21 protein-coding genes and 1 tRNA gene are annotated in these 20,313 nt (G+C 59.4%); 9 read left to right on the forward strand and 13 right to left on the reverse strand.

Annotated features, from left to right (window positions below):
• The first annotated feature begins 36 nt into the window (after window positions 1–36).
• The 6 genes from QP971_RS04770 (at window position 37) to rfbA (ending at window position 7,374) form a co-directional block, all read left to right on the forward strand.
• Window positions 37–1,116 (forward strand): alpha/beta hydrolase, encoded by a 1,080-nt coding sequence (locus QP971_RS04770; RefSeq protein ID WP_284791621.1) that lies wholly within the window; start codon window positions 37–39, stop codon window positions 1,114–1,116.
• Between the two features lie 45 nt (window positions 1,117–1,161).
• Window positions 1,162–2,487: a M1 family metallopeptidase gene (locus tag QP971_RS04775; RefSeq protein WP_284787660.1), complete on the forward strand. Its 1,326-nt coding sequence runs from the start codon at window positions 1,162–1,164 to the stop codon at window positions 2,485–2,487.
• A 141-nt stretch (window positions 2,488–2,628) separates the two neighbouring features.
• A complete protein-coding gene (locus QP971_RS04780) occupies window positions 2,629–4,107 on the forward strand; it encodes an HNH endonuclease signature motif containing protein (protein WP_284810987.1) in 1,479 nt (492 codons plus the stop codon).
• Window positions 4,108–4,162: 55 nt separating this feature from the next.
• Entirely contained in the window at window positions 4,163–5,167 is a 1,005-nt protein-coding gene (gene rfbB, locus QP971_RS04785) for a dTDP-glucose 4,6-dehydratase (protein ID WP_239274082.1), read from the forward strand.
• Window positions 5,168–5,169: 2 nt separating this feature from the next.
• On the forward strand, window positions 5,170–6,525 hold the full coding sequence (gene rfbD / locus QP971_RS04790) for a dTDP-4-dehydrorhamnose reductase (RefSeq protein ID WP_284810988.1): 1,356 nt from the start codon (window positions 5,170–5,172) through the stop codon (window positions 6,523–6,525).
• Window positions 6,526–7,374 (forward strand): glucose-1-phosphate thymidylyltransferase RfbA, encoded by an 849-nt coding sequence (gene rfbA / locus QP971_RS04795; RefSeq protein ID WP_049377811.1) that lies wholly within the window; start codon window positions 6,526–6,528, stop codon window positions 7,372–7,374. It begins immediately after the preceding gene.
• Window positions 7,375–7,377: 3 nt separating this feature from the next.
• Here the strand turns inward: rfbA and QP971_RS04800 are convergent, their stop codons facing one another.
• From QP971_RS04800 to QP971_RS04810, 3 genes are read right to left on the reverse strand one after another with little or no spacing between them, the layout of a single operon-like run.
• The gene (locus QP971_RS04800; RefSeq protein WP_269953735.1) at window positions 7,378–7,992 is read right to left on the reverse strand and encodes an MBL fold metallo-hydrolase; all 615 of its coding nucleotides are present in this window, start codon (window positions 7,990–7,992) and stop codon (window positions 7,378–7,380) included.
• A complete protein-coding gene (locus QP971_RS04805) occupies window positions 7,992–9,077 on the reverse strand; it encodes an S-(hydroxymethyl)mycothiol dehydrogenase (protein ID WP_049377810.1) in 1,086 nt (361 codons plus the stop codon). The genes QP971_RS04800 and QP971_RS04805 overlap by 1 nt, the downstream gene beginning before the upstream one ends.
• 51 nt (window positions 9,078–9,128) lie before the next feature.
• Window positions 9,129–9,965 (reverse strand): GDSL-type esterase/lipase family protein, encoded by an 837-nt coding sequence (locus tag QP971_RS04810; RefSeq protein ID WP_284810989.1) that lies wholly within the window; start codon window positions 9,963–9,965, stop codon window positions 9,129–9,131.
• 130 nt (window positions 9,966–10,095) lie between these two features.
• On the opposite strand from QP971_RS04810, the gene QP971_RS04815 reads away from it, so the two are divergent.
• A complete protein-coding gene (locus tag QP971_RS04815) occupies window positions 10,096–11,718 on the forward strand; it encodes an AMP-binding protein (RefSeq protein ID WP_284810990.1) in 1,623 nt (540 codons plus the stop codon).
• Window positions 11,719–13,104: 1,386 nt separating this feature from the next.
• Here the strand turns inward: QP971_RS04815 and QP971_RS04820 are convergent.
• The 9 genes from QP971_RS04820 to QP971_RS04860 all read right to left on the reverse strand — a co-directional run bounded on the left by QP971_RS04820 (window position 13,105) and on the right by QP971_RS04860 (window position 18,173).
• Entirely contained in the window at window positions 13,105–14,019 is a 915-nt protein-coding gene (locus tag QP971_RS04820; RefSeq protein WP_284810991.1) for a hypothetical protein, read from the reverse strand.
• A 12-nt stretch (window positions 14,020–14,031) separates the two neighbouring features.
• On the reverse strand, window positions 14,032–14,268 hold the full coding sequence (locus QP971_RS04825) for a hypothetical protein (RefSeq protein ID WP_284810992.1): 237 nt from the start codon (window positions 14,266–14,268) through the stop codon (window positions 14,032–14,034).
• A 2-nt stretch (window positions 14,269–14,270) separates the two neighbouring features.
• The gene (locus tag QP971_RS04830; RefSeq protein WP_284810993.1) at window positions 14,271–14,405 is read right to left on the reverse strand and encodes a hypothetical protein; all 135 of its coding nucleotides are present in this window, start codon (window positions 14,403–14,405) and stop codon (window positions 14,271–14,273) included.
• An 84-nt stretch (window positions 14,406–14,489) separates the two neighbouring features.
• On the reverse strand, window positions 14,490–14,726 hold the full coding sequence (locus QP971_RS04835) for a hypothetical protein (RefSeq protein WP_284810994.1): 237 nt from the start codon (window positions 14,724–14,726) through the stop codon (window positions 14,490–14,492).
• Complete coding sequence (locus tag QP971_RS04840) at window positions 14,723–16,237, reverse strand: AAA family ATPase (RefSeq protein ID WP_284810995.1); 1,515 nt, start codon at window positions 16,235–16,237, stop codon at window positions 14,723–14,725. Before QP971_RS04840 ends, QP971_RS04835 begins: the two co-directional genes overlap by 4 nt.
• Window positions 16,238–16,783 (reverse strand): hypothetical protein, encoded by a 546-nt coding sequence (locus QP971_RS04845; protein ID WP_284810996.1) that lies wholly within the window; start codon window positions 16,781–16,783, stop codon window positions 16,238–16,240.
• Between the two features lie 255 nt (window positions 16,784–17,038).
• Window positions 17,039–17,587 carry a hypothetical protein gene (locus QP971_RS04850; protein WP_284810997.1) on the reverse strand — a complete coding sequence of 183 codons (549 nt, stop codon included), beginning with the start codon at window positions 17,585–17,587 and terminating at the stop codon, window positions 17,039–17,041.
• Between the two features lie 10 nt (window positions 17,588–17,597).
• Entirely contained in the window at window positions 17,598–17,969 is a 372-nt protein-coding gene (locus QP971_RS04855; RefSeq protein WP_284810998.1) for a hypothetical protein, read from the reverse strand.
• Window positions 17,970–18,173 (reverse strand): DNA-binding protein, encoded by a 204-nt coding sequence (locus QP971_RS04860; RefSeq protein ID WP_284810999.1) that lies wholly within the window; start codon window positions 18,171–18,173, stop codon window positions 17,970–17,972.
• 116 nt (window positions 18,174–18,289) lie between these two features.
• Between QP971_RS04860 and QP971_RS04865 the strand changes: the two genes are divergently transcribed.
• Entirely contained in the window at window positions 18,290–18,988 is a 699-nt protein-coding gene (locus tag QP971_RS04865) for a helix-turn-helix domain-containing protein (RefSeq protein WP_284811000.1), read from the forward strand.
• On the forward strand, window positions 18,975–20,111 hold the full coding sequence (locus QP971_RS04870) for a tyrosine-type recombinase/integrase (RefSeq protein ID WP_284811001.1): 1,137 nt from the start codon (window positions 18,975–18,977) through the stop codon (window positions 20,109–20,111). The genes QP971_RS04865 and QP971_RS04870 overlap by 14 nt, the downstream gene beginning before the upstream one ends.
• A 99-nt stretch (window positions 20,112–20,210) precedes the next feature.
• On the opposite strand, the gene QP971_RS04875 is transcribed toward QP971_RS04870, so the two are convergent.
• Window positions 20,211–20,283 (reverse strand) — tRNA-Thr (locus QP971_RS04875).
• Window positions 20,284–20,313 lie beyond the last annotated feature (30 nt).

A 20,313-nucleotide genomic window follows, 5' to 3' on the forward strand; every position in this document is an offset into this window, starting at 1 on the left:
TAACCAATAAGTTAATTTCTACAGGAAAGAAGCACTATGAAGCGTCTTAGCTCCACCCTTGCCGCCACCGCCGTGTGTGCAGGCTTGGCCTGCGCCCCGATGGCGGGGGCCGCACAGCTCACCCCGCAGCAGGTAGCAGGCAACGCCGCCCAGTCCACCTTGGCCCCGTTGGAGGTCACCCCGGAGCTGGAGCAGCAGACTTGGTACCAGAAGTACAAGGACGATCCGCGCGTCGAAAAGCTGCAGGCCACCTCCCCTGCCATGAACGGCCGCAAGATTCCGCTGGCCGTCATTCGCGCGAAGGATGAGAACCGCCCGACCATCTACCTGCTCAATGGCGCAGGCGGCGCGGAGCAGGACATGGACTGGCTGAAGCTTTCTGACGCCGTCGATTTCTACCACTCCAAGAACGTCAATGTGGTCATCCCGCAGGCCGGTGCTTTCTCCTACTACACCGACTGGGTATCCGAGCCGAACTCCAAGTACCTCAAGGGCCCGCAGAAGTGGGAAACCTTCCTTACCAAGGAACTGCCGGGCGCCATCGAGGGCCACATCAAGGCCGATAACCACCGCGCTATTGCGGGCATGTCCATGTCCGCAACCTCCTCCCTGCTGCTGGCGGAGCACAACCAGGGCTTCTACGACGCCGTTGGTTCCTACGCCGGCTGCGCGGCCACCGCTTACCCGGTAGAGCACAAGGCCGTTGAGCTCACCGTTAACCGCGGTGGTGCGACCACGGAGCAGATGTGGGGCCCATTCGGCTCCCCCACGAACCGCTATAACGACGCGATGATGAACCACGAGAAGCTGCGCGGCACGGAGCTGTACATCTCTTCCGGTTCTGGGTTGGCAGGCAAGGAGGATACCTTCTCCTACCACGTGGCTAAGGGTACGAACCCTATGGCAGCCGCTGCAGGCTCCGCTATTCTGCAGGGTGAAGGCGGCGCCATCGAGGCTGGCGTGAACTACTGCACCCACAACTTCAAAGCCAAGCTGGACCAGGCTGGCATCCCGGCAACCTATAACTTCCGCAATACCGGCACCCACTCCTGGCCGCACTGGATTGCGGACCTTAAGGACTCCTGGCCGGTCTTCGAGCGCGCTTTCAATAAATAAGCTCGTTTCTTTCCGCGGCTAAAAGGGCGGTAGGCTTGCAGCATTATGAAGTTGCTTCCTACCGCCCTTTCGCGTGCCCACACTGATCCTTATACCGGCGTGGATTTTAATCTCGGTTTCGAGGTTTCCCACTACACGCTGGATCTGACCTACCGCGTGGAGCCCAACCTCCTCCACGGCGAGGCTACTTTGGCCATCCGGGCCGATGAAGATTTGGCGTCCCTGACCCTGGATCTAGGCGGGGCGATGGTGGCCCGGCGCGTGACCGCACAGGGCGCGCCGCGGGTAGCTAAATTCCGCCAGTCCTCCGGCAAACTGCGCCTGCGTTTCGCAGAAGAGATTGCGGCAGGCACGGAGTTTGAGCTGGTGATTCGCTACGGCGGCAGCCCGCGGCCGATCCGCACCACCTGGGGCGAGATTGGCTGGGAAGAAACCGAGTCCGGTTCGCTGGTGGCCAGCCAGCCTAATGGCGCGCCGAGCTGGTTCCCCTGCGACGATACGCCTTCTGCCAAGGCACTCTATGACATCATCATTACGGCCGATGATCCATTCATCGTGGTATCTAATGGTGACCTTGTCTCCCGCCGAGCAGGCGGTTCCACCACGCGCTGGCACTACCGCACCCGCCAGCCCATGGCCACCTATCTGGCGACGGTGCAGGTAGGAGAGTTCTCTAATTTTGATTTGGGACCTTCCACGCGCGCTTGGGCGCCGGCCGCACTGCGCGATCGCGTGCTGAATGAGTTTGCCCAGCAGCAGGAAATGGTGGACTTCTTCTCCTCCCTCTATGGCCCCTACCCATTTGCGGATTATCAGGTGGTCATCACGGAAGATGAGCTGGAAATCCCGCTGGAGGCGCAGGGCCTGTCCATCTTTGGCTCCAACCATATTAAGGGTGACCACGCCTTCGAGCGCCTTATTGCGCACGAGCTCTCGCACCAGTGGTTCGGCAATTCCGTGGGCCTGAGCGAGTGGAAGGATATCTGGCTCAACGAGGGCTTTGCCTGCTACAGCGAGTGGCTATGGGCCGAGCATAAGGGCGAGACCACCGCGCACGAGGCGGCGCGTTCCCATTACCACGTCTTGGGACGCAAGGCACAAGACCTCACCGTTTCTGATCCGGGTGCGCGCGATATGTTCGATGACCGCGTGTATAAGCGCGGCGCCTTGGCTGTGCATGCCATTCACCGCCTGCTTGGCGACGCCTTCTTTGGCACCCTCCGCAGCTACCTCACCGAGCACCAACATTCGGTGGTGGAGCCTTCCATGTTGTTGGATACCTTCCGCGCCGCCGCTCCTGATGCCGCGCTTTTCGACGCCACCGTAGACGCCTGGCTCAACCAGAAAGCCCTTCCCCCCTTCCCGAATTAGTGGTTTTGGCCCCACCTTACGGGGTTTTGGCTGCGTTTCCTTGGGGAATGTCTAATCTATTGACCAATTCCTTCTTTCCTGTTGACGGGGTGTTTTATTTGGGTAAAATAGAACATGTAAACGAACAGGAAGGGAGGAATCATGCAAACCACCAAGCACGCGGAGATAGACTCCGCCATCGCGCAGGTTGCCACTGGGCTCACCCAGCTGCGCAGCCTCATGCAAGATCCCTCCGATCTGTCTTTCGAGCTTCTTCATCCACATTTCGAACACTTGGAGCGGGCGCTAGGAAATAAGTCCGCCATCGACGCCGCCTTCGCTTTCATCGCGGAGCGGGATGACGCCGGCCGCCGCGTTGGTTCTTCCAAGGCCAAGGACTACCTGACCACGCGCCTAGGTCTTACCGATGCCGAAGCCGCTGCCCGCCTCCGCAATGGACGCAACCTCTTCGCACCCATCCCCGATCCGGAGCCGGCTCCCCCTGCGGACCCCGATGCCAACGAAGCCGCACGCGCCCAAGCCGAAGAGGAAGCTCGCCGCCGCGCCGACCGCGAGCGCCGCGAGGAAGAGAAGCGCCGCAAGAAGCTCTTTGAGGAAGAGCCTATCCCCGAGCGCATCCTCAACCTCATCGAGAACGAACTGCGTAGCCTCAGCAAATACGCCATCCCCGGACCGAGCGAGCTGCGCAACCAAGCCCTCGAACAGGCCAAGCGCCGCTCCTTCGATTCCCTGCGCGAGTGGCTACGCAAGGCCATCCGCAAAGCGAATAAGCACGCTCTCAACCCAGCAGGCGAGCCCGACCCGCACGCCGCTACCCGCAAGCGCCGCTTTAGCATCTCCCGCCAAGACGCTGACGGCGGCGTGCACATCTCCGGCTACCTAGACGCCTCCGCAGCTGCCATCCTCGCCAGCACCTTTGCTCCCGCGAAGAATAAGGGCAGCGCGGACCTCAGCGCCGAGGATGATACCCGCACCTATGCCCAGCGCATGGCGGACCAACTAACCGCTGCCCTGTCGAGCTACCTTTCCGCCACCCAAAAGAACTCCGACGGACTCGGTTCCTTCTTCGTCGCCACCACCTTGGAGGAACTGGAGGCAATGGGCGGTGATACCCGCTTCGCCACCAGCACCGGCATCGAGCTCACCCCGCTCGACCTTCTCCGCCTCGGCGGCGCGCGGCACGATTTCTTCTGTGCCGTGGACGACAAGGGCTTCCCCCTCGAGCTTGGCCGCACCAAGCGCACCGCTTCCCTTTGGCAGAAGCTCGCCCTAGCTGCCTCCGAACTCGTCTGCACGCACCCAGAGTGTCACCGTCCGTGGCAGGACTGCGATGTCCACCATCTCCAAGCCTGGTCACACGGTGGTACCACTGACCTAAAGAATCTCACGCTGCTGTGCCGCCGGCACCACGTGGACAATAACGACTACCGCGATGGCCGCAACGGAATGGGTCACGCCGAGCGGGACCCCGCCACCGGCCGGGTGGGCTCCCGAGCTGCTCACACCAGCGGCTTATCGCCCACCGTAGAAGTCAACGACCACCCGGCAGCGGAACAAGCCCCGGCCCGCAGGCTCACCGATCCGCCTTCGCCACCGCCGTCACCCCCGGGCGCGGCCTGACCGGGGCCCGCGGCCTGCCACAGCCGCGTGCCCGACTGCCCTACACTGGATAACCATGCAAACGATGCTCGTCACTGGCGGCGCCGGTTTTATCGGCGCCAATTTCGTGCGCCTAATATGCCAGGCGCGCCCCGATACCCGCGTTACGGTGCTCGATAAGCTCACCTACGCCGGAAACCGCGCCAACCTCGCCGGCCTCGATATCGACCTCGTGGAGGGGGATATCGCCGATCCCGCCACCGTAGAACCGCTCGTTGCCGCTGCGGATGTAGTGGTTCATTTTGCCGCCGAGTCCCATAACGACAATTCTTTGCGCGACCCCTCGCCCTTCATCCACACGAACCTCGTAGGCACATTCACCCTTCTGGAAGCCTGCCGCAAGCACGATACCCGCCTCCACCATGTCTCCACTGACGAGGTTTTCGGCGATCTGGAAATCGGGGCAGCGACCAAATTTAGCGAGCACACCGCCTACGCTCCCTCCAGCCCATACTCAGCCACCAAGGCGGGGTCTGACCACCTCGTGCGAGCATGGGTGCGTTCCTTCGGGCTGCGCGCGACCATCTCAAACTGCTCCAATAATTACGGGCCGTACCAGCACATCGAGAAGTTCATCCCCCGCCAAATCACCAATATCCTCTCCGGACACACGCCCAAGCTCTACGGCACGGGCGAGCAGGTGCGCGATTGGATCCACGTCGATGACCACAACAAAGCGGTGCTCGCCATCCTCGAGCGGGGCCGCATCGGCGAGACCTACAATATCGGCGCGGACCAAGAAGATATTAATAATAAGCAGGTCATTGAGCTGATCTGCGAAATCATGGGCCACACCCGCAATAGGCGCGCACTCTATGAGCACGTAGCGGACCGCCCCGGCCACGATCAGCGCTATGCCATGGACGCCACCAAGCTGCGCCGCGAGCTGGGATGGGCCCCGCGGTTCACGGATATCCGCGCCGGTCTCGAAGCCACCATCGCGTGGTATCGCGATAACGAAGGCTGGTGGAAGCCCGAGAAAGAAAACGTGGAAGCCCGCTACAAGCAGCAAGGACAGTAGATATGCGTATTACCGAAACCACCATCCCGGGGCTGCTCATCATCGACCTCGACGTGCACAGCGATAACCGCGGCTGGTTCAAGGAGAATTGGCAACGCGAAAAACTCACCGAGCTCGCGCCCGAGCTCGCGAGCTTCCAGCCAGTGCAGAACAATATTTCTTATAACCACGCCGGAGCCACCCGCGGCCTGCACGCCGAGCCGTGGGACAAACTCGTCTCGGTGGCGCACGGCAAGATCTTCGGCGCATGGTGCGACTTGCGCGAGGGGTCGGAAAGCTTTGGCGAGGTCGTCACCCACGAGGTAGGGCCGGAGACTGCGGTGTTTGTCCCGCGGGGCGTCGCCAATGGCTTTCAGGCGCTGGAGGAAACCTCCTACTGCTACCTGGTGAATGAACATTGGTCGGCCGAGGCTCGTTACGCCGCGGTGAACCTCAACATCGTGGACTGGCCGCTGGAGCCCACCGAGATTTCGGAGAAGGACAAGCAGCACCCCGCTCTTAAAGACGTGAGCCCGATGCCCGCCCGGCGCATCCTCGTCACCGGCGCGAACGGGCAGCTGGGGCGGGCGTTGAAGCGCCTGCTTGCCGACGCCGAATTCTGCACCCACGCCGACTTCGACATCACCAATCCGCCGGAACGGAATTGGAAGCAGTACTCGGCCATCATTAATTGCGCGGCGTATAACGACGTCAACGGCGCCGAAAACGACCGCGCCGCCGCTTGGGCCGTCAACGCGGAAGCGCCCGCACGGCTGGCGCGCATCGCCGCAGAAAACCAACTCACGCTGGTGCATGTCTCGAGCGACTATATCTTCGATGGGGCGAACGAGGTCCACTCCGAGGAGGAGCTACCGTCGCCGCTCAGTGTATACGGGGCGTCGAAAGCCGCGGGCGATACCGCCGCGCAAACCGCGCCGCAGCACTACGTCATCCGTACTTCCTGGGTCTTTGGTGATGGTGAGAATTTCATGTCCACAATGCGCCGGCTCGCCAATAAGGGCGTGGAGCCGAAGGTCATCCACGACCAGCGCGGGCGGCCCACGTTTGCCGAGGACCTTGCCAAGGGCATCGTCCACCTGCTCAACTCCGACGCGGACTACGGCGTGTATAACCTCTCCAACTCGGGCGATACCGTGGGCCGCGATGAGATTGCCATGGCCGTGTTCATCGGTCTCGGCCACGACCCGGCCGAGGTCACTCCGGTAAGCACCGAGCAGTACCGCGAGATCGCGGGCCCCGAGGCGCCGCGCCCCAAGGAGTCGACGCTCGCGCTAGATAAAATCGAGGCTACCGGCTTCAAGCCGCAGAATTGGCGTGCGGCCCTTGCCCTGTATTTGGCGCTGTACCCGGAGGATTAAATGAAAGGCATCATCCTGGCCGGCGGTTCCGGCACGCGGCTCTATCCGATTACCAAGGGCATCTCGAAGCAGCTCATGCCCATTTATGACAAGCCGATGATTTATTATCCGCTAACCACGCTCATTCAGGCGGGTATTCGGGAGATCCTCATCATTACCACCCCGGAGGATGCGGAGGCCTTCCAGCGGCTCTTTGGCGATGGATCGCAGCTTGGGCTGATGATCGATTACGCGGTCCAGCCGCGGCCGGAGGGACTCGCACAGGCCTTCTTGATTGGCGAGGATTTCATTGGCGATGACAGCGTCGCACTCGTGCTCGGCGATAATATCTTCCACGGCTTCGGCGGCGAGCTCGCCCACTGCCAAGATCCGGAAGGCGGCATCATCTTCGCCTACGAGGTCTCGGATCCGCAACGCTATGGTGTCGTGGAATTCGACGCCGCGGGCCATGCGCTGAGCATCGAGGAAAAGCCGGAGGTACCGCGGTCAAACCACGCGGTGGTGGGCTTGTACTTCTACGACAACTCGGTGGTGGAGATAGCCAGGGGCATCAAGCCCAGCGGCCGCGGCGAACTGGAAATCACAGCCGTGAACGAAGAGTACCTGCGCCGCGGCGAGCTCAATGTCCAGCGCCTGCACCGCGGGAGCGTGTGGCTCGATACGGGAACGGTGGACTCGATGAGCGAGGCCTCCGCCTACGTCGAGGTGATGCAAAAACGCACCGGGATCGTTATCGGATCGCCCGAGGTCGCCGCATATGAGGCGGGCTTTATCGACCGCGCCCAGCTAGAAAAACTCGCCGAGCCGTTACTCAAGTCCGGCTACGGCGAGTACCTGCGGGCGTTTTAGAGGCTAGTAGCCGCGCTCGATGTATTCGTCGATGCGCGCGGCCTCCGCGCCCACCGTGGTGGCGTCGCCATGCCCTGGCAGGACCTTAGTGTCCTCCGGCAGAGTGAAGACGACGTTCTTCAGCGACTCGATGATCACATCGAAGTCGGAGTACTTGCGGCCAGTGGCACCAGGGCCGCCGTTGAAGAGCGTATCGCCCGACAGCAGCGTCTCGCCCACGTGCAGCACCACGCAGCCCGGCGAGTGACCCGGGGTGTGGTAGACCGTAATCTTCTCGCCGCCAATATCGAACTGACCGCGGTCCGCCAATGGCGTGTACGGAGCATCGCCATTGGACTCCTGCCACAGCATGTCATCGTCCGGGTGCAGGTAGACCTCGGTATCGAAGCGCTTTGCGGCCTCGGGGGCGAGCTCGCAGTGGTCATTGTGCGCGTGGGTGAGCAAGATGCCTTCTACGCGACGGTCGCCCACGAGCTCTGCTACCGCATCGAGGTCGTGGGAGGGGTCCACCACGTAGACGCTGGAGTCATCGCCCACGACGAAGACATTATTGTCTACATCCCATTCGCCGCCATCGAGGCGGAACTTGCCAGAAGTAACCGTGCTATCGATACGCATTAGAACTCCACCACCGAACGCAGAACCTTGCCGGACTTCATGGTGGCGAAGGCCTGCTCGACGTCGTCAAGCGCAATGCGCTCGGTGACGAACTTGTCCAGCGGGAAGTTGCCGGCCTTGGACAGCGCTACGTAAGCGGGGAAATCGCGCTCTGGGAGGCAATCACCGTACCACGCAGGCTTGATGGAACCGCCGCGGCCGTAGAGGTCGATGGCCGGAATGTCCACGTGGTCGGTGAGGTTCGGCACGCCCACCATGACCATGCGGCCGGCGTGGTCGCGAGAGTAGAAGGCCTGCCGCCAGGTGGGCTGGATGCCCACGGCGTCGATGGAGACATCGGTGCCGAAGCCGCCGGTGAGCTCGCGGACGGCGTCAATAACCTCCTGCTCCGAAAGGTCCTTGGAGCAGATGGTATCGGTCGCGCCGAATTCGCGGGCGGTCTCCAGCTTGGACTCATCGATATCCACGGCGATGATTTTCGCCGCGCTCGCCAGCTTGGCGCCCGCAATGGCCGCCATGCCAACGCCGCCGCAGCCAAAGACGGCAACGGACTCGCCGAGCTGGATATCGCCGGTATTCACGGCAGCGCCGAGGCCCGCCATGATGCCGCAACCCAGCAGGCCAGCGGCAGCCGGGTCGGTGTCTTCCACCTTGGTGCACTGGCCCTCGTGGACCAGGGTCTTCTCCGCGAAGGAACCGATGCCCAGCGCAGGGGTAAGTTCGGTGCCATCCTCGAGGGTCATCTTCTTGGAGGCGTTGTGGGTATTGAAGCAGTACTTTGGCTCGCCCTTCTTGCAGGCGCGGCACTCGCCGCACACGGCGCGCCAGTTCAAAATGACGAAGTCGCCTTCCTCCACGTGGGTGACCGCAGAACCTACGGTCTCTACTACGCCTGCGGCCTCGTGGCCGAGCAGGAAGGGGAAGGCGTCTTCAATATCGCCATCGCGGTAGGCAAGATCGGTGTGGCACACACCGCAGGCCTGGACACGCACGATGACGTCGTTAGGGCCGGGATCAGGAACAACAATGTTGACGGTTTCGACTTCCGCACCCTTGGAACGGGCAATAACAGCTTTTACAGTCATGCGCCCGAGCGTACCGATATTTTCAAAACCGGCGCATTATTGAAAACCTTTTTAGGAGCGGGCGATGACGTTGGCCGCATGCTCATGGCCACGCTGGTTCATGTGGATGGGCAGGTTGCCGTCACCACCAGTAAAGTCCACCAGACCAGCCCACATGCGTTGGTTTGCATCGGCACACATGCCGTTATTGCGGGTGGAAGGCTTCATATCCAGGAACTGCACGCCGGTGCGTGCCGCCAAGTCCACCTGCATCCACTGCGCCTTATTCTCAAAGTCCTGGATTGGCGGCAGGAAGGTGGAATCGGCCGGGCGCGGACCGAAGTGGAAGAGGCAGTAGTACGGGCCAGAACCGATGGTGGGGTAGCCAACGATCTGGACGCGGGCGTTCGGGGCCGCGCGCTTGATGCGCTCAATCTGAGGCGCGGTGCGGTCCGCAAACTGCTTGCGAATCTGCGGCAGGTTGAGCTCGCGGTGGTTATAGGTGTCATTGAAACCGGTAGTAATAACCACGCGGTTGGTAGCCGGAGTCAGCGCACCGCTGCGGATGGCCGCATCCACCTGCTGGGAAACCTGCGGACCGCGAGACATGGACACGGCACCGGAGCAAGAGAAATCCCGCACCGGAAGGCGCAGCTTGGCACCGGCACGCTTGGCGTAGTTATTGGAGGTCGGGCAATCTACGCCCACACCTTTAGAGGGATCGTAGCGGTGGGCGAAGTAGGAGCCGGCATCTGGATCCGCCAAGACGGAATCGCCGAAGGCGACCAGGTTGCGCTCCACGGCGGTGGTCTGCGGCGCGACAGCCACGCCTACGACGGCCAGCGCGGACGCCACCACGGAGAGGACTTTGAGCTGCAGAGATTTAATGAAATCCTTTTCTAAAAACACCAGTAACTTCAGGTAACTGAAGTCACTTCTGTAACATATTTCGAGTTGGCGGCAACACCGCCCGCCCCTCTCACGATATCGTCCATGGTTATCTTTTCGTTATCTTCGCCTATTTGGAGCTACCCCAACCGTGAATTTTTCTGATTTCAAATTCCACGCAGCAGCCCTCGGCCGCTTCGTGCCGGCGCTGCTCAACTCCGGTCTTATCAGCAGCCAAGGTGGCGCGAAGGCCCAGCTCAGTTTGCTGCCTAACCTGGCCCGCTACCGCTTCACCACCGCGCGTGAAATTGAGCAGGGCTACCTCACCTGCCCGGAGCGCCTAGCGCTTATCGACGACGACGGCACCCTCACCTACCGCCAGCTGCGCACCCATACCCAGGGTTTCGCCCGCTACCTCCGTTCGCTGAACCTGCCCGAAATCCGCCTTGGAGTGATGGCGCGCAACGGCCGCGGCATCGTCATCCCGCTCGGTGCCAAGGGCTATGCGGGCGCTTCCATTTACCTGCTCAACGTGGGCTCTTCGCCGGAGCAGTTGGCCGGCTGCATTGAGGAAAACGGTATCAACGTCCTCGTGGTAGATGATGAGTTCGTAGACCGCGTGGACACCGATATCCCGGTCATCATCGCGCACGATACCGGGGCAAGCGAGCTGCCGAAGTTAGACAAGATTGTGAAGAATCCACCGGCCGTGGAGCTGCCGCGCTTCCCCAAGCACGGCCCGATTGTGCTCATGTCTTCCGGCACCACCGGCATCCCGAAGGGCATTATGCGGCCGGAGCCAACCCTGCCGGTGGTGCTGGCCTCCATCGTGGATACGATTCCGTGGCGCGCCGACCAGCGCCTGCAGCTCACCGCCTCCATTTTTCACACCTGGGGCTGGGCCTGCATCAACATCGCGCTCGGCCTGCGCAATACCATCGTCACCCGCCGCGTATTCGACGCGGAGCAAGTGCTTGACGATGTCCAGCGCTACCGCCTCGATGGCATGATCTCCTCCCCCATCTTCTTTAAGCGCTTGGTGGAGCGGGACCCGGCCGGCGAGTTCGATACCTCGAGCCTGAAATTCATCGCCTCGGCCGGCAATGCGCTGACCCCGGAGGTGGTCAAGGAAACCAATGAGCGCTTCGGCGCCATCCTGTGCAACGTGTACGGATCCACCGAGCTCGCCCTCGCGACGACCGCCACCATGGATCAGGTGGCCGCCAACCCCACCAACGCCGGGCGCGTGGCCTCGGGCACGAAGCTGCGCATCCTCGATAAGGAGGGCCACCCGGTTCCGCGCGGCGAGGTGGGAGAGATCTACCTGACCAACTCCACCGCGATGACCGGCTATACCAACCCGAACCTGCGGCTCAATAAGGTGGACGGACTCATTTCCATCGGCGATTTGGGCTACATCGACGAGCACGACTTCCTACACGTGGTCGGCCGCGCCGATGACATGATCATCGTCGGCGGCGAAAACGTCCACCCGCAGTCCGTCACCGAGGTCCTCGAGGCCATGCCCGGCATCCACGAGGTCCATGCTGGCGGCGTAAAGGATAGCGAGACCTTCCAACGCATCGCCGTGTGGGCGGTGCCTACTGCCGACGCCGCCGGAAAGGCCCTCACCGCCGACGCCATCCGCGACTGGGTCCGCACCAAGCTCGCCGATCACTCCGTGCCGCGCGACGTACACTTCCTAGCCAAGCTCCCGCGCAACGCCACCGGCAAGGTGGTCCCGCGCCTGCTCAATAACCACGGCGAGGCTTAGCGCGCACCTCCCCCGAATACGCGAAAGGCCGCAGGCTATACACCTGCGGCCACTGTGGAGCCGCCTGCGAGAATCGAACTCGCGACCTTTTCATTACGAGAAAGATTAAAGGGAACTGCGAGTGTCAGAAACCCCGCTTTTCTAGGCATTTTAATTTCTCCGCATACCCCTAAATCACCCTCAATTTCTAGCGAGTGTAGCCATTTTGTAGCCACCAAACACCACACTATCCGTAGCTCCTAACGCAGGCCGCTAAGGGTTCGACCCCTGCAGGTAAAGGCTTAAGTTTCTTCCATTTTTGGAATAAAGTCCTGACCTAGTTCGACCCGTACAGCCCACGGGCGGGAGGGCAGTAAACATTTACCACCCTGAACAGCTCACGTGAGGGTAATGGTTGGTTACCTACCTTTTAATCGTTTATGGCGGCTCGGCGGGGCCACCGGGGGATGGCCACACAACACCGAACCTAACCGTCCACTCGGGGGTGGTGAACGGCTAAAGGAAGTCTCGCACACACCCCACAAACACGCCACCGGAACATAACAACGAGCCCTAAAGCAGCTTCAAGAAGCGCTCCTGGCGCGCCGCATCCAAACGACGAACCCCACCATTAACCTCCACAGCAATATCCCACCCCAACCGCTTCATGCTCATAGGCGTCAACCCCAAACGATCCGCACACTGGCGAACCTCACCAAACAACGCCGCGTTAGGCTCCCCACGCTCTAACGCTTCACGCGCCGCCGTGCGAACGAGAAGATAATTAGCAACCTCCTCAACGCACCTCAAACGCTCCCATTCGACCGCTTGGGGCATCTTCCATAGTGCAGCCCACCCGGCCGGCGCTCGGCCCTCTAACGGCCATGCAGGGGCCTTCCCGGGCCTGCCTTCATAAGGCAGCACCACGCCCCCAAGATTCTTACCCTGATTCCTCCGACTATTCGGACTCGCAACCGGGCCTGGCATACTCCATCACTCCAATCATTTCACCAAGAAAACTACCCCAAAGGTAACCCACAAAACACACCACCAACAGCACCAAGCCACCCCACAACCCCAAACCCACAAACTTGCAAACAGCGGGAGACCTATTGCCTTCCGGGGTCGCTTTAGGGAGCGGGGACAGGTAGCCCCCAGGGTGCCGTTTCCCGTAATTTCCCAGACCTGTGCACGAGGGGAGCAGCAAGGACTTCCGGCGGTTGTGGCGACCATGGGGCGGGTTATCTCCCCTGCCGTTCTAAGCAAGCGTGGATCTCCACGGTCAGGCACAGCCCTAGCGCCAATGCCTTCCGGCTCGATTTCGGGTTGGGGGGAGGGGTTGCCCGCACCCCTTGACCTCGGTTTTAGTTTGCGAGTAGGCCGGGGTGGGGTTGGGGTGTGTGGTGTTTATTTCACCCAGCCTTCTTCCCATGTGTTGGGATTGTGGGGTTTGGGTGAGTTGTTCGGGTTGGTGCGGCCTTGTCCGCTTCGTTCGGATTCTTTGGTTAGGGCGTGTGTTTGGCCTGCAGTGTTGAAGGCTTTGGCGCGTCGGCGGATTTCGGCGACGGTGCGTGGGAAGGAGAAGGTGATTCCTTCCCATTCGCCTGTAATGATTCGGTGAACCTCGTTGGCTTCTTGGATGCTCTTGGCGCTGGAGACTCGTTGGTGAAGGTGGACGTCTTCGTCTTGGTAGTTGATGCGTGAGTCGGTGCCACCTACTCCGCGTTTGTATTCGAGGACGAAGAGGTCTGGGATGTCAGCAACTGCGGCGGCGCGTGGTGCGCGGGCTACTTCGGCAACGTAGGCCATAAGGGCATCGATTTTAGGGTTAGTCTTGGCGACGGTGGAGAGCGCGGTGGCGTGCTCTGCGATGCCGCTCATGGGGTCGTCGAGGTACGGTGCGACTTCTTCAACCGCCTTGGCGAACTCCTTCTCAACCTTGTCGAGTGGAAGTGTCTTGAGGACGTAGTTGATTTGCTCGTCGCTGGTGAGTGCGCGGTGCGCCTGCGAGTTGAGTACGTTAGTGACGGACTCGTTGTCGTTGGCAATCATTGTGGCGCGGGTTGCCGCAGCTGCGTACTTGTCATAGATGCCTTCCCATTCATCGGGGTTAGCGTTCGTGATGCTGGCGCTGGTGTTTGGTGTGCCGTTCATGGCTGCGAAGGTTGACCATTCGTTGAGCTTGACGATGGCTTCGCGGGCGGCGGGGCACTCGGGGTCTTTCTTGATTCCCCACATGAGGAAGAGGTTGTCGAGTGCTTGGCGGCTCCACGTGTAGAGCGTGTCGGTAGCGATGAATGAGCTAGGGACTCCGGCTGGCATTGTTGTTTCTCCTTATCGATAGAGTGCTTCTTGCATTGCGAGGGCGAAGAGTTCGCCCGTGCCCTTGGGTCGGAATGGTGTTGGTGTTCCGGCTTCGGGAACTGGTAGCGGGCGGCGGGGCCCTGGCTTGGGTTCCTGGTGGTCTTCTTCCTTGTCGGGTTGTGGTGGGCCGTTTAGTGCTTCGGCGGCTGCTGCTGCGAAGAGTTGGCCCGTTGACACGCGGTAGCCGTTCTCGTCGAAGTAGGTCATGGTTATTCTCCTTGTGCTTGGTTGAATGCGGCTGCGAACTTGTCGGCCGTGGTTTCCTTGTCGGAGGTGACAGCACCCTGGATTTCTTTGAGGACGTTGAGAATCTCGTTGAGGATTTCGTTGGTGTTGTCTTGCATTGTGTTTCTCCTTCTGTGTGTTGCTGTTTGTGTCTTCGGGGGGCTGGGGTGCGGTTGGTGGTGGTCGTGCGGGGTGTGGCGTACTCATGCGGCTTCTCCTTGGTGTTGCTTCTGATTGAGGAAGTACTCGTCGGCGTGGTCAACGATGCTGTCTGCGAGTCGGTAGATGTCTTTGCCTTGGACTTCGAAGCTGACTTCTTGGCCCTTGCTGGTCATAAGAGAGACCGACAAGCGGTCGTGGCCTCCTACGTAGTCGACCCATTTGATGCGGAGGCGTCCATCACGCCACGGGTTATGAGGAAGTCGGATACGGATTCTCATGCTGACTCCTTGACGGCTAGGAGGTATCCGCCTTTGACGTTGCGGATGATTACGCCCTGCTTCTCCATTTGGTCTAGTTCCTCTCCTGCGGTGGCTCCTGAGCCGGTGACTTCCTTGACTTGGCGCATAATGGCTCCGAGCTTCATGGGGTGGGTGGTGCTGAGGGTGTTGATGATGGCGGCTTGGGTGTCGTTGGACGCTGTTGGCCCCTTAGTCGCGTGGGATGTTGGGATGTTGGGATGTTCACTGGTTGTGGGTGGTTTTTCAAGGTCCCGGCCGGGATGTTGATTGTTGTCCGGGATGTTGGTTGTAAGGTCCCGAGTGTTAGGGGAAGGTCCCGGTCGGGATGTTGATTTATGCCCCTTGACCTGTGAAGGTCCCAAGGTCCCAAGGTCCCGTGTGTATTGAGGGGGCTGGATTTCTCCTGGCTTATGCCCTTTGAGATACCAGTGCCACTTCTTATCAATCTTGGTTGTCTGAACTCCCCAACTACCGCGCTTATTCTGGGCGGTCTTCCAGGCCATGCCAGCAGCCTTAACTTCGGCTTGCACCTCGGTGGCTGCGGCACTTCCCCCGCATTGGTCTAGGAAGTCTAGGACTATCGTCTTAAGCTCTGCGGTGCTGTTTCCTTCGCCTTGGTCACGGAGGATTTCACCCACTGTTTGCTCTGATTCTCCAAGGAGTTCGAAGACTCCGAAGTCGTGGGATACACCATCTTCTCGGGTGAGTGTGCGGGATGCGATGCGATACTTCCATGCCGCGCCTTCTAGCCCGATAGAGTTCTTCTCAACACTCATGACGCGCTCGTCACTGTCGGGAAGTTTGGTGAAGCCTAGTGCGCAGCGAGTGACTTCTCCGAAGGCTGACGAGCCGGTGATACCAGCTACTACGTCTCCGTTGCCCGATTTGTTGAGGTGTGTGATGGCAAGGACAACGCCGTCAATCTCTTCGGCTAGTCGAGTCCAGGGCTTGAGTTTGTCTCTGACTTCGTTGTTTCGGTTGGCGTCGATGCCGTTCATGAAGTTCATGATGGGGTCGACGATGACGAGCTTCACTCCGTGCTCAATGCAGAGGTTGATGATGGTGCGCATGTCATGCTCGGGAAGGATGGCGACTTCTTCCGTGGTGCCGTCTGGGGCGTGGAAGTCGACGCGGGGGCGGATGATGCGGTTCATATCCGCTCCGGATGCGATAAGGCCTGGGATGACGTTGTACTTAATGTTCTCTTCGGCGGCGATATAGAGAACGTTGGCGGGCGTTCCGTAGAGTGCGCCGGGGAGAGTGCCGCGACTGACTCGGGCGGCTGTATCGCGTCCCCAGGATGACTTTCCTGCTGCGGGGCGGCCTGCAGCCATTGACATGGCTCCCATGGGCAAGATTCCGGTGGTTTGGCCTTCGTGTTCGAGTTCCCACATGAATACCGGGATGTCCCATTCTTGGCCGGCCAGTGTTCGGAAGGATACTCGTCGACCGAAGGGCGCTTGGGCGCTGTTAGTGGTGTAGTCGCTCATTTATGCAGCACCACCCTTCACGATGTGCATCGTCTTCGAGCTGAGCTTGGTCATGCGACCGTAGATTTCGAGAAGGTCTTGGCGGTCACGATCCATTTGCGCGCATAGGTCTACAAGTGGGGCGGTCATGCTGTTGGCCCCGGCGTAGATTTCGGAGTGGCGAAGCCTAAAGAAGTCTTCGGTGATGCGGCGCGCTAGTTGTGGGAGCCGAGCTTTGTTTAGCTCTGGTGGGGTGTCTTGGGGGCTGATGAACTGCAGCCACGTGTGACCCATACCGTCGTTGTCGAGGTCTCCGTTGTTGACGAGGACTTCGTTGACGTCGGTGGCGACAAGTGGGTCCAGGCCGTGGCCGTCGCGGGTTGCTATATCAGCGGCGGCGCGGATGGCGTGGTGAATGGTGCGTGCTTGCCAGTTGGCCCCATAATCGTCTTCGTCGACGAGGTTTAGGGCTTCGATGGCTTCGTGTGCGGATAGCTTTCCGCTGATGAGGATTCGCAGATATTCATGGGCGTGTTGCTCATGCATCTGGGACGAGTGGGTCGTCAACTTGAGTACTCCTAAACAGGTCTGGATTGTTTTGGTTATTCAGTTGTTTTTCTCGGGTCGCCCGCGCTGTTTGCCACCACTGTTTGCTTGGGCCTGGTGCCCTCCAGCGGCTCGAACGCTGGTGCCTGCCAGTAGGGCTGCGCAGCAACTAAGCTGCGAGGGTGTTGGGGAGGTCGAGGTGTTGGAGTAGGTCTTCGGCGTCAGCAACGAGAAGAAGATCCGCTACTGAAAGAAGAGCGTCTGCATTAACTGGCATTACTCGTCACCTTCTCCCCAAGAACTAAGACCGGCGCGCTGTAGGTCGAGGTCGTCAATGGCTTTCATGGCGTCGAGGACGGTCATGTAGTCGCCGCCTTCGCGGTAGCGCTCAACGAGCATGTACTGCAGGTCCATAGGTGCCCAATCAGAATGGCCCGTGATGCGAGTGATTTCTTCGCGCCTGCGGGCATCATGCCGGGCTTTATCTTCTTGGTGCTCCTTGGCGGCGTCACGCTCCTGTTGCACCAATTGGTGGCACTCCTCGACAAGGGAGCGAAGCTGCTTAGTCAGAACAGTGTTAGCCTTCTGAACTTCCCCGAATTTCGCGTCGAGGTCCCGGAACTCGGCCGGGCTGGCAATGATGGCCTTCTCGTTTATTTTCCGAAGGATGCGATTGTTGTCGGAGATAGCGGCCTGAACCTTGGCAATGGTTCGGCGAAGCTCGCGGCTGCTATGATTACGGGTGTACGAGCCTTTACCAGTCTCGCCTGCTCCCTCGTTGGTGTTCCCAGCACCTGCGAGGGTTTTCTTATTAGGGGTGGTCAATTTCTTCTCCTTATGCGGCGTTGTCTTGGGGTGGGATTACAGCGTCCGGCGTGCCACTGGGGTGCATCGTGGTGATGTTGTCCGGCCGGTAACTCACGCCTTCGGGGTCCGTAACGACTTCGCCCTTGTAATGCAGGCGAACCGGAAGGCCGTTGCTGTAGTGAGTAGCGCGGTGCACGTTATGGTGCATGGCTTCTTTGCGGACTGCTTCGCGGATGCCGTCGAGGATGTAGATAGCGTTCTGCAGGTTTTCGGGCAGCTCGTCGAACTCTGGGCAGTCGCCGTCGATGTCCTGGATTTCCTCGTTAGCGGCGTCGAGAGAAAAGAGCACGCTATCAGCGAGATACGCCAGCGAGTCCTGGGGAAGATACTGTTTCCGCACTTACGCCACCTTCTTCGGCAACTCGTCGGTGCGAGTTCGCAGCTGGGACTGTTCCCAGTCGAGGATGTCGGCTACGCGGTAGAAGACGCCCTTCCCTACCTTGAAGAACTTCGGGCCGTTACCTTTGTAGCGTTGTTGAGCAAGCGCTCCCTTAGTCATGTGCCAGCGCTCCCCTAGCTGTCCTGGCGTCAAAATGTCATCCATTGATGAGCCTTTCTCTAATTCACGTTACACAGTCACGCGTTCTTGTAGACTGTGTTAAATACAGATAAGCACACCTTTAGGTCACTGTCAATCACCAGATTTTGTAGACTGTAGGCATGCAGCAAGAAGTTAAGTCATTAGCCGAGGTAGTTGGCGAAAACGTAAAACGCCTTCGCGGCGAAAAAAGTATGGAAACCGTAGCTTCTGCAGCTCGGGCCTTCGGTCTAAATTGGTCTGCAGGCAGTGTCAGTGCGATTGAAAGCGGAAACTTTAAAGTCACGGTCGAAACCCTGATGGCGCTAACCAGCATTCTCAACAACGAGGAGAATTGGATTCGCGGTGAAGACGATGTTGAGGCCTATGCATTAGGACCAAAAATCGACGAGCTGTTTAAGTCTGACTCCCCCATTGCTGTCGGAAAAGGCTCCGTCACTACTCATTCAGCAATTTTGAAGTGGCTTCACGGCTCCCAATTGGAAACCAAACTAGCCCCAGAAATGGTTTCCGAAGTCCAGAAAATAGTCTCGGACTATACCTCTCGTCTAAAATCACTGAACCTGCCTGAAGGGACAACTTACGGCGATTTACGCACTAAATACCGCAACCCCACAGCGGGCGAAGAACGAGCTGCAAAAAGAGCTGGCGTTGACGTAATTGAATTGTTGGCATGGTCGGATTCTTTATGGGCAATGCGGTTCGAAGAGCGCCGCGACAAGTTGGCGGGAGAAGGTTCCACGCCACAAAAGAAGGGGCGCGTAACGCGCAACCTCATCTCTGATATTCAGGCAGCGATGGATTCCGATGGCAAGCATTGAGCCTTATTACCTCAAGTACAAAGAGGGGGACGAGAAAGCCAAGAAGCGCGCTCTGCGATACATGGTGCAATACCGCACCCCAGACCGAAAGCTCACCAAAAAGCGCGGATTTAAGCGTAAAGGTGATGCACAAGATTTTGCACAGGAGGTCGAACGTACCAAGAAAACCGGTACTTTCATCCATCCCCAAGCCGGCAAGGCCGAAGTTTCGAAGGTCTACGAGCTATGGCTCCCCTCCCAAGAGTCCCTCGCACCTCGCACCAAGAGGACCAACCTAAGCGCCTATAACGTCCACGTGAAGCCACGGTGGGGTTCTTGGCCCGTTGATTCCATTACGGCGCCGCATGTACGTAAATGGGTGGCTGACATGCAGTCGGAAGGCAAGAAACGCGACACCATACTCCGCGCCGTCTATGTCCTCCGCGCACTGTGCGAAACAGCGGTCGAGTCCCGCATGATTGCCGCTAACCCAGTACAAAAGATCACCGTTAAACGAGAATCAACAGCGCGTCGCGGATACCTCACACCAAAACAAGTTGAAGTCTTAGCGGCAGTCCAGGGCACTGACAACGAGCGGGCGATAATTTACACGATGGCCTATTGCGGTCCACGAATTAGCGAAATTGCCGCGCTCAATGTCGAAGACCTAGACGAAAGTACCCACCGACTTCATATCGACAAGGCCGTGAAAGATTATGGGGTCATTGGCCCCACAAAAACCTATGAGAATCGCCGTGTACCTGTCCCCCGCTTTTTGCTTGAACAGCTAACTGAACTTACTGATGGCCGCGAGCAAAACGCCCCACTTTTCCTGTCTAAGGACGGCCAACGGCTTGATGTTGGAAATTATCGAGCTCGAATTTTTAAGCCAAGCGTCGATAAAGCCAAAAAGAAGTGGAAAGAGGACGGACACACAGGGGAATTCCCTACCGTCCTGCCACACGGGCTACGCCATACCTGCGCCAGCTTGGCTATTAGCGTTGGCGCGAACGTCAAAGCGGTTCAGGCGCTTCTAGGCCACGAATCGGCGGCAGTCACCCTAAACATCTATGCGGATTTGTTCCCAGACGATTTGAACCAAGTTGGAGACGCCTTAAATGCGCTGCATGATGACGTTGAATAACGTCGAGGTGTAGCCATTTTGTAGCCATTTAGGCTATACCCTCAACGAAAAAGAAAGCACCCTAAACCGTTATCGCTGGTAAAGGGTGCTTTTTCTTTGAGCCGCCTGCGAGAATCGAACTCGCGACCTTTTCATTACGAGTGAAATGCTCTACCGACTGAGCTAAGGCGGCACGCTGCTTGGCATACGCCAGTGCAGCAAG

Source organism: Corynebacterium marquesiae (assembly GCF_030229635.1).
Classification (GTDB): Bacteria; Actinomycetota; Actinomycetes; order Mycobacteriales; family Mycobacteriaceae; genus Corynebacterium; species Corynebacterium marquesiae.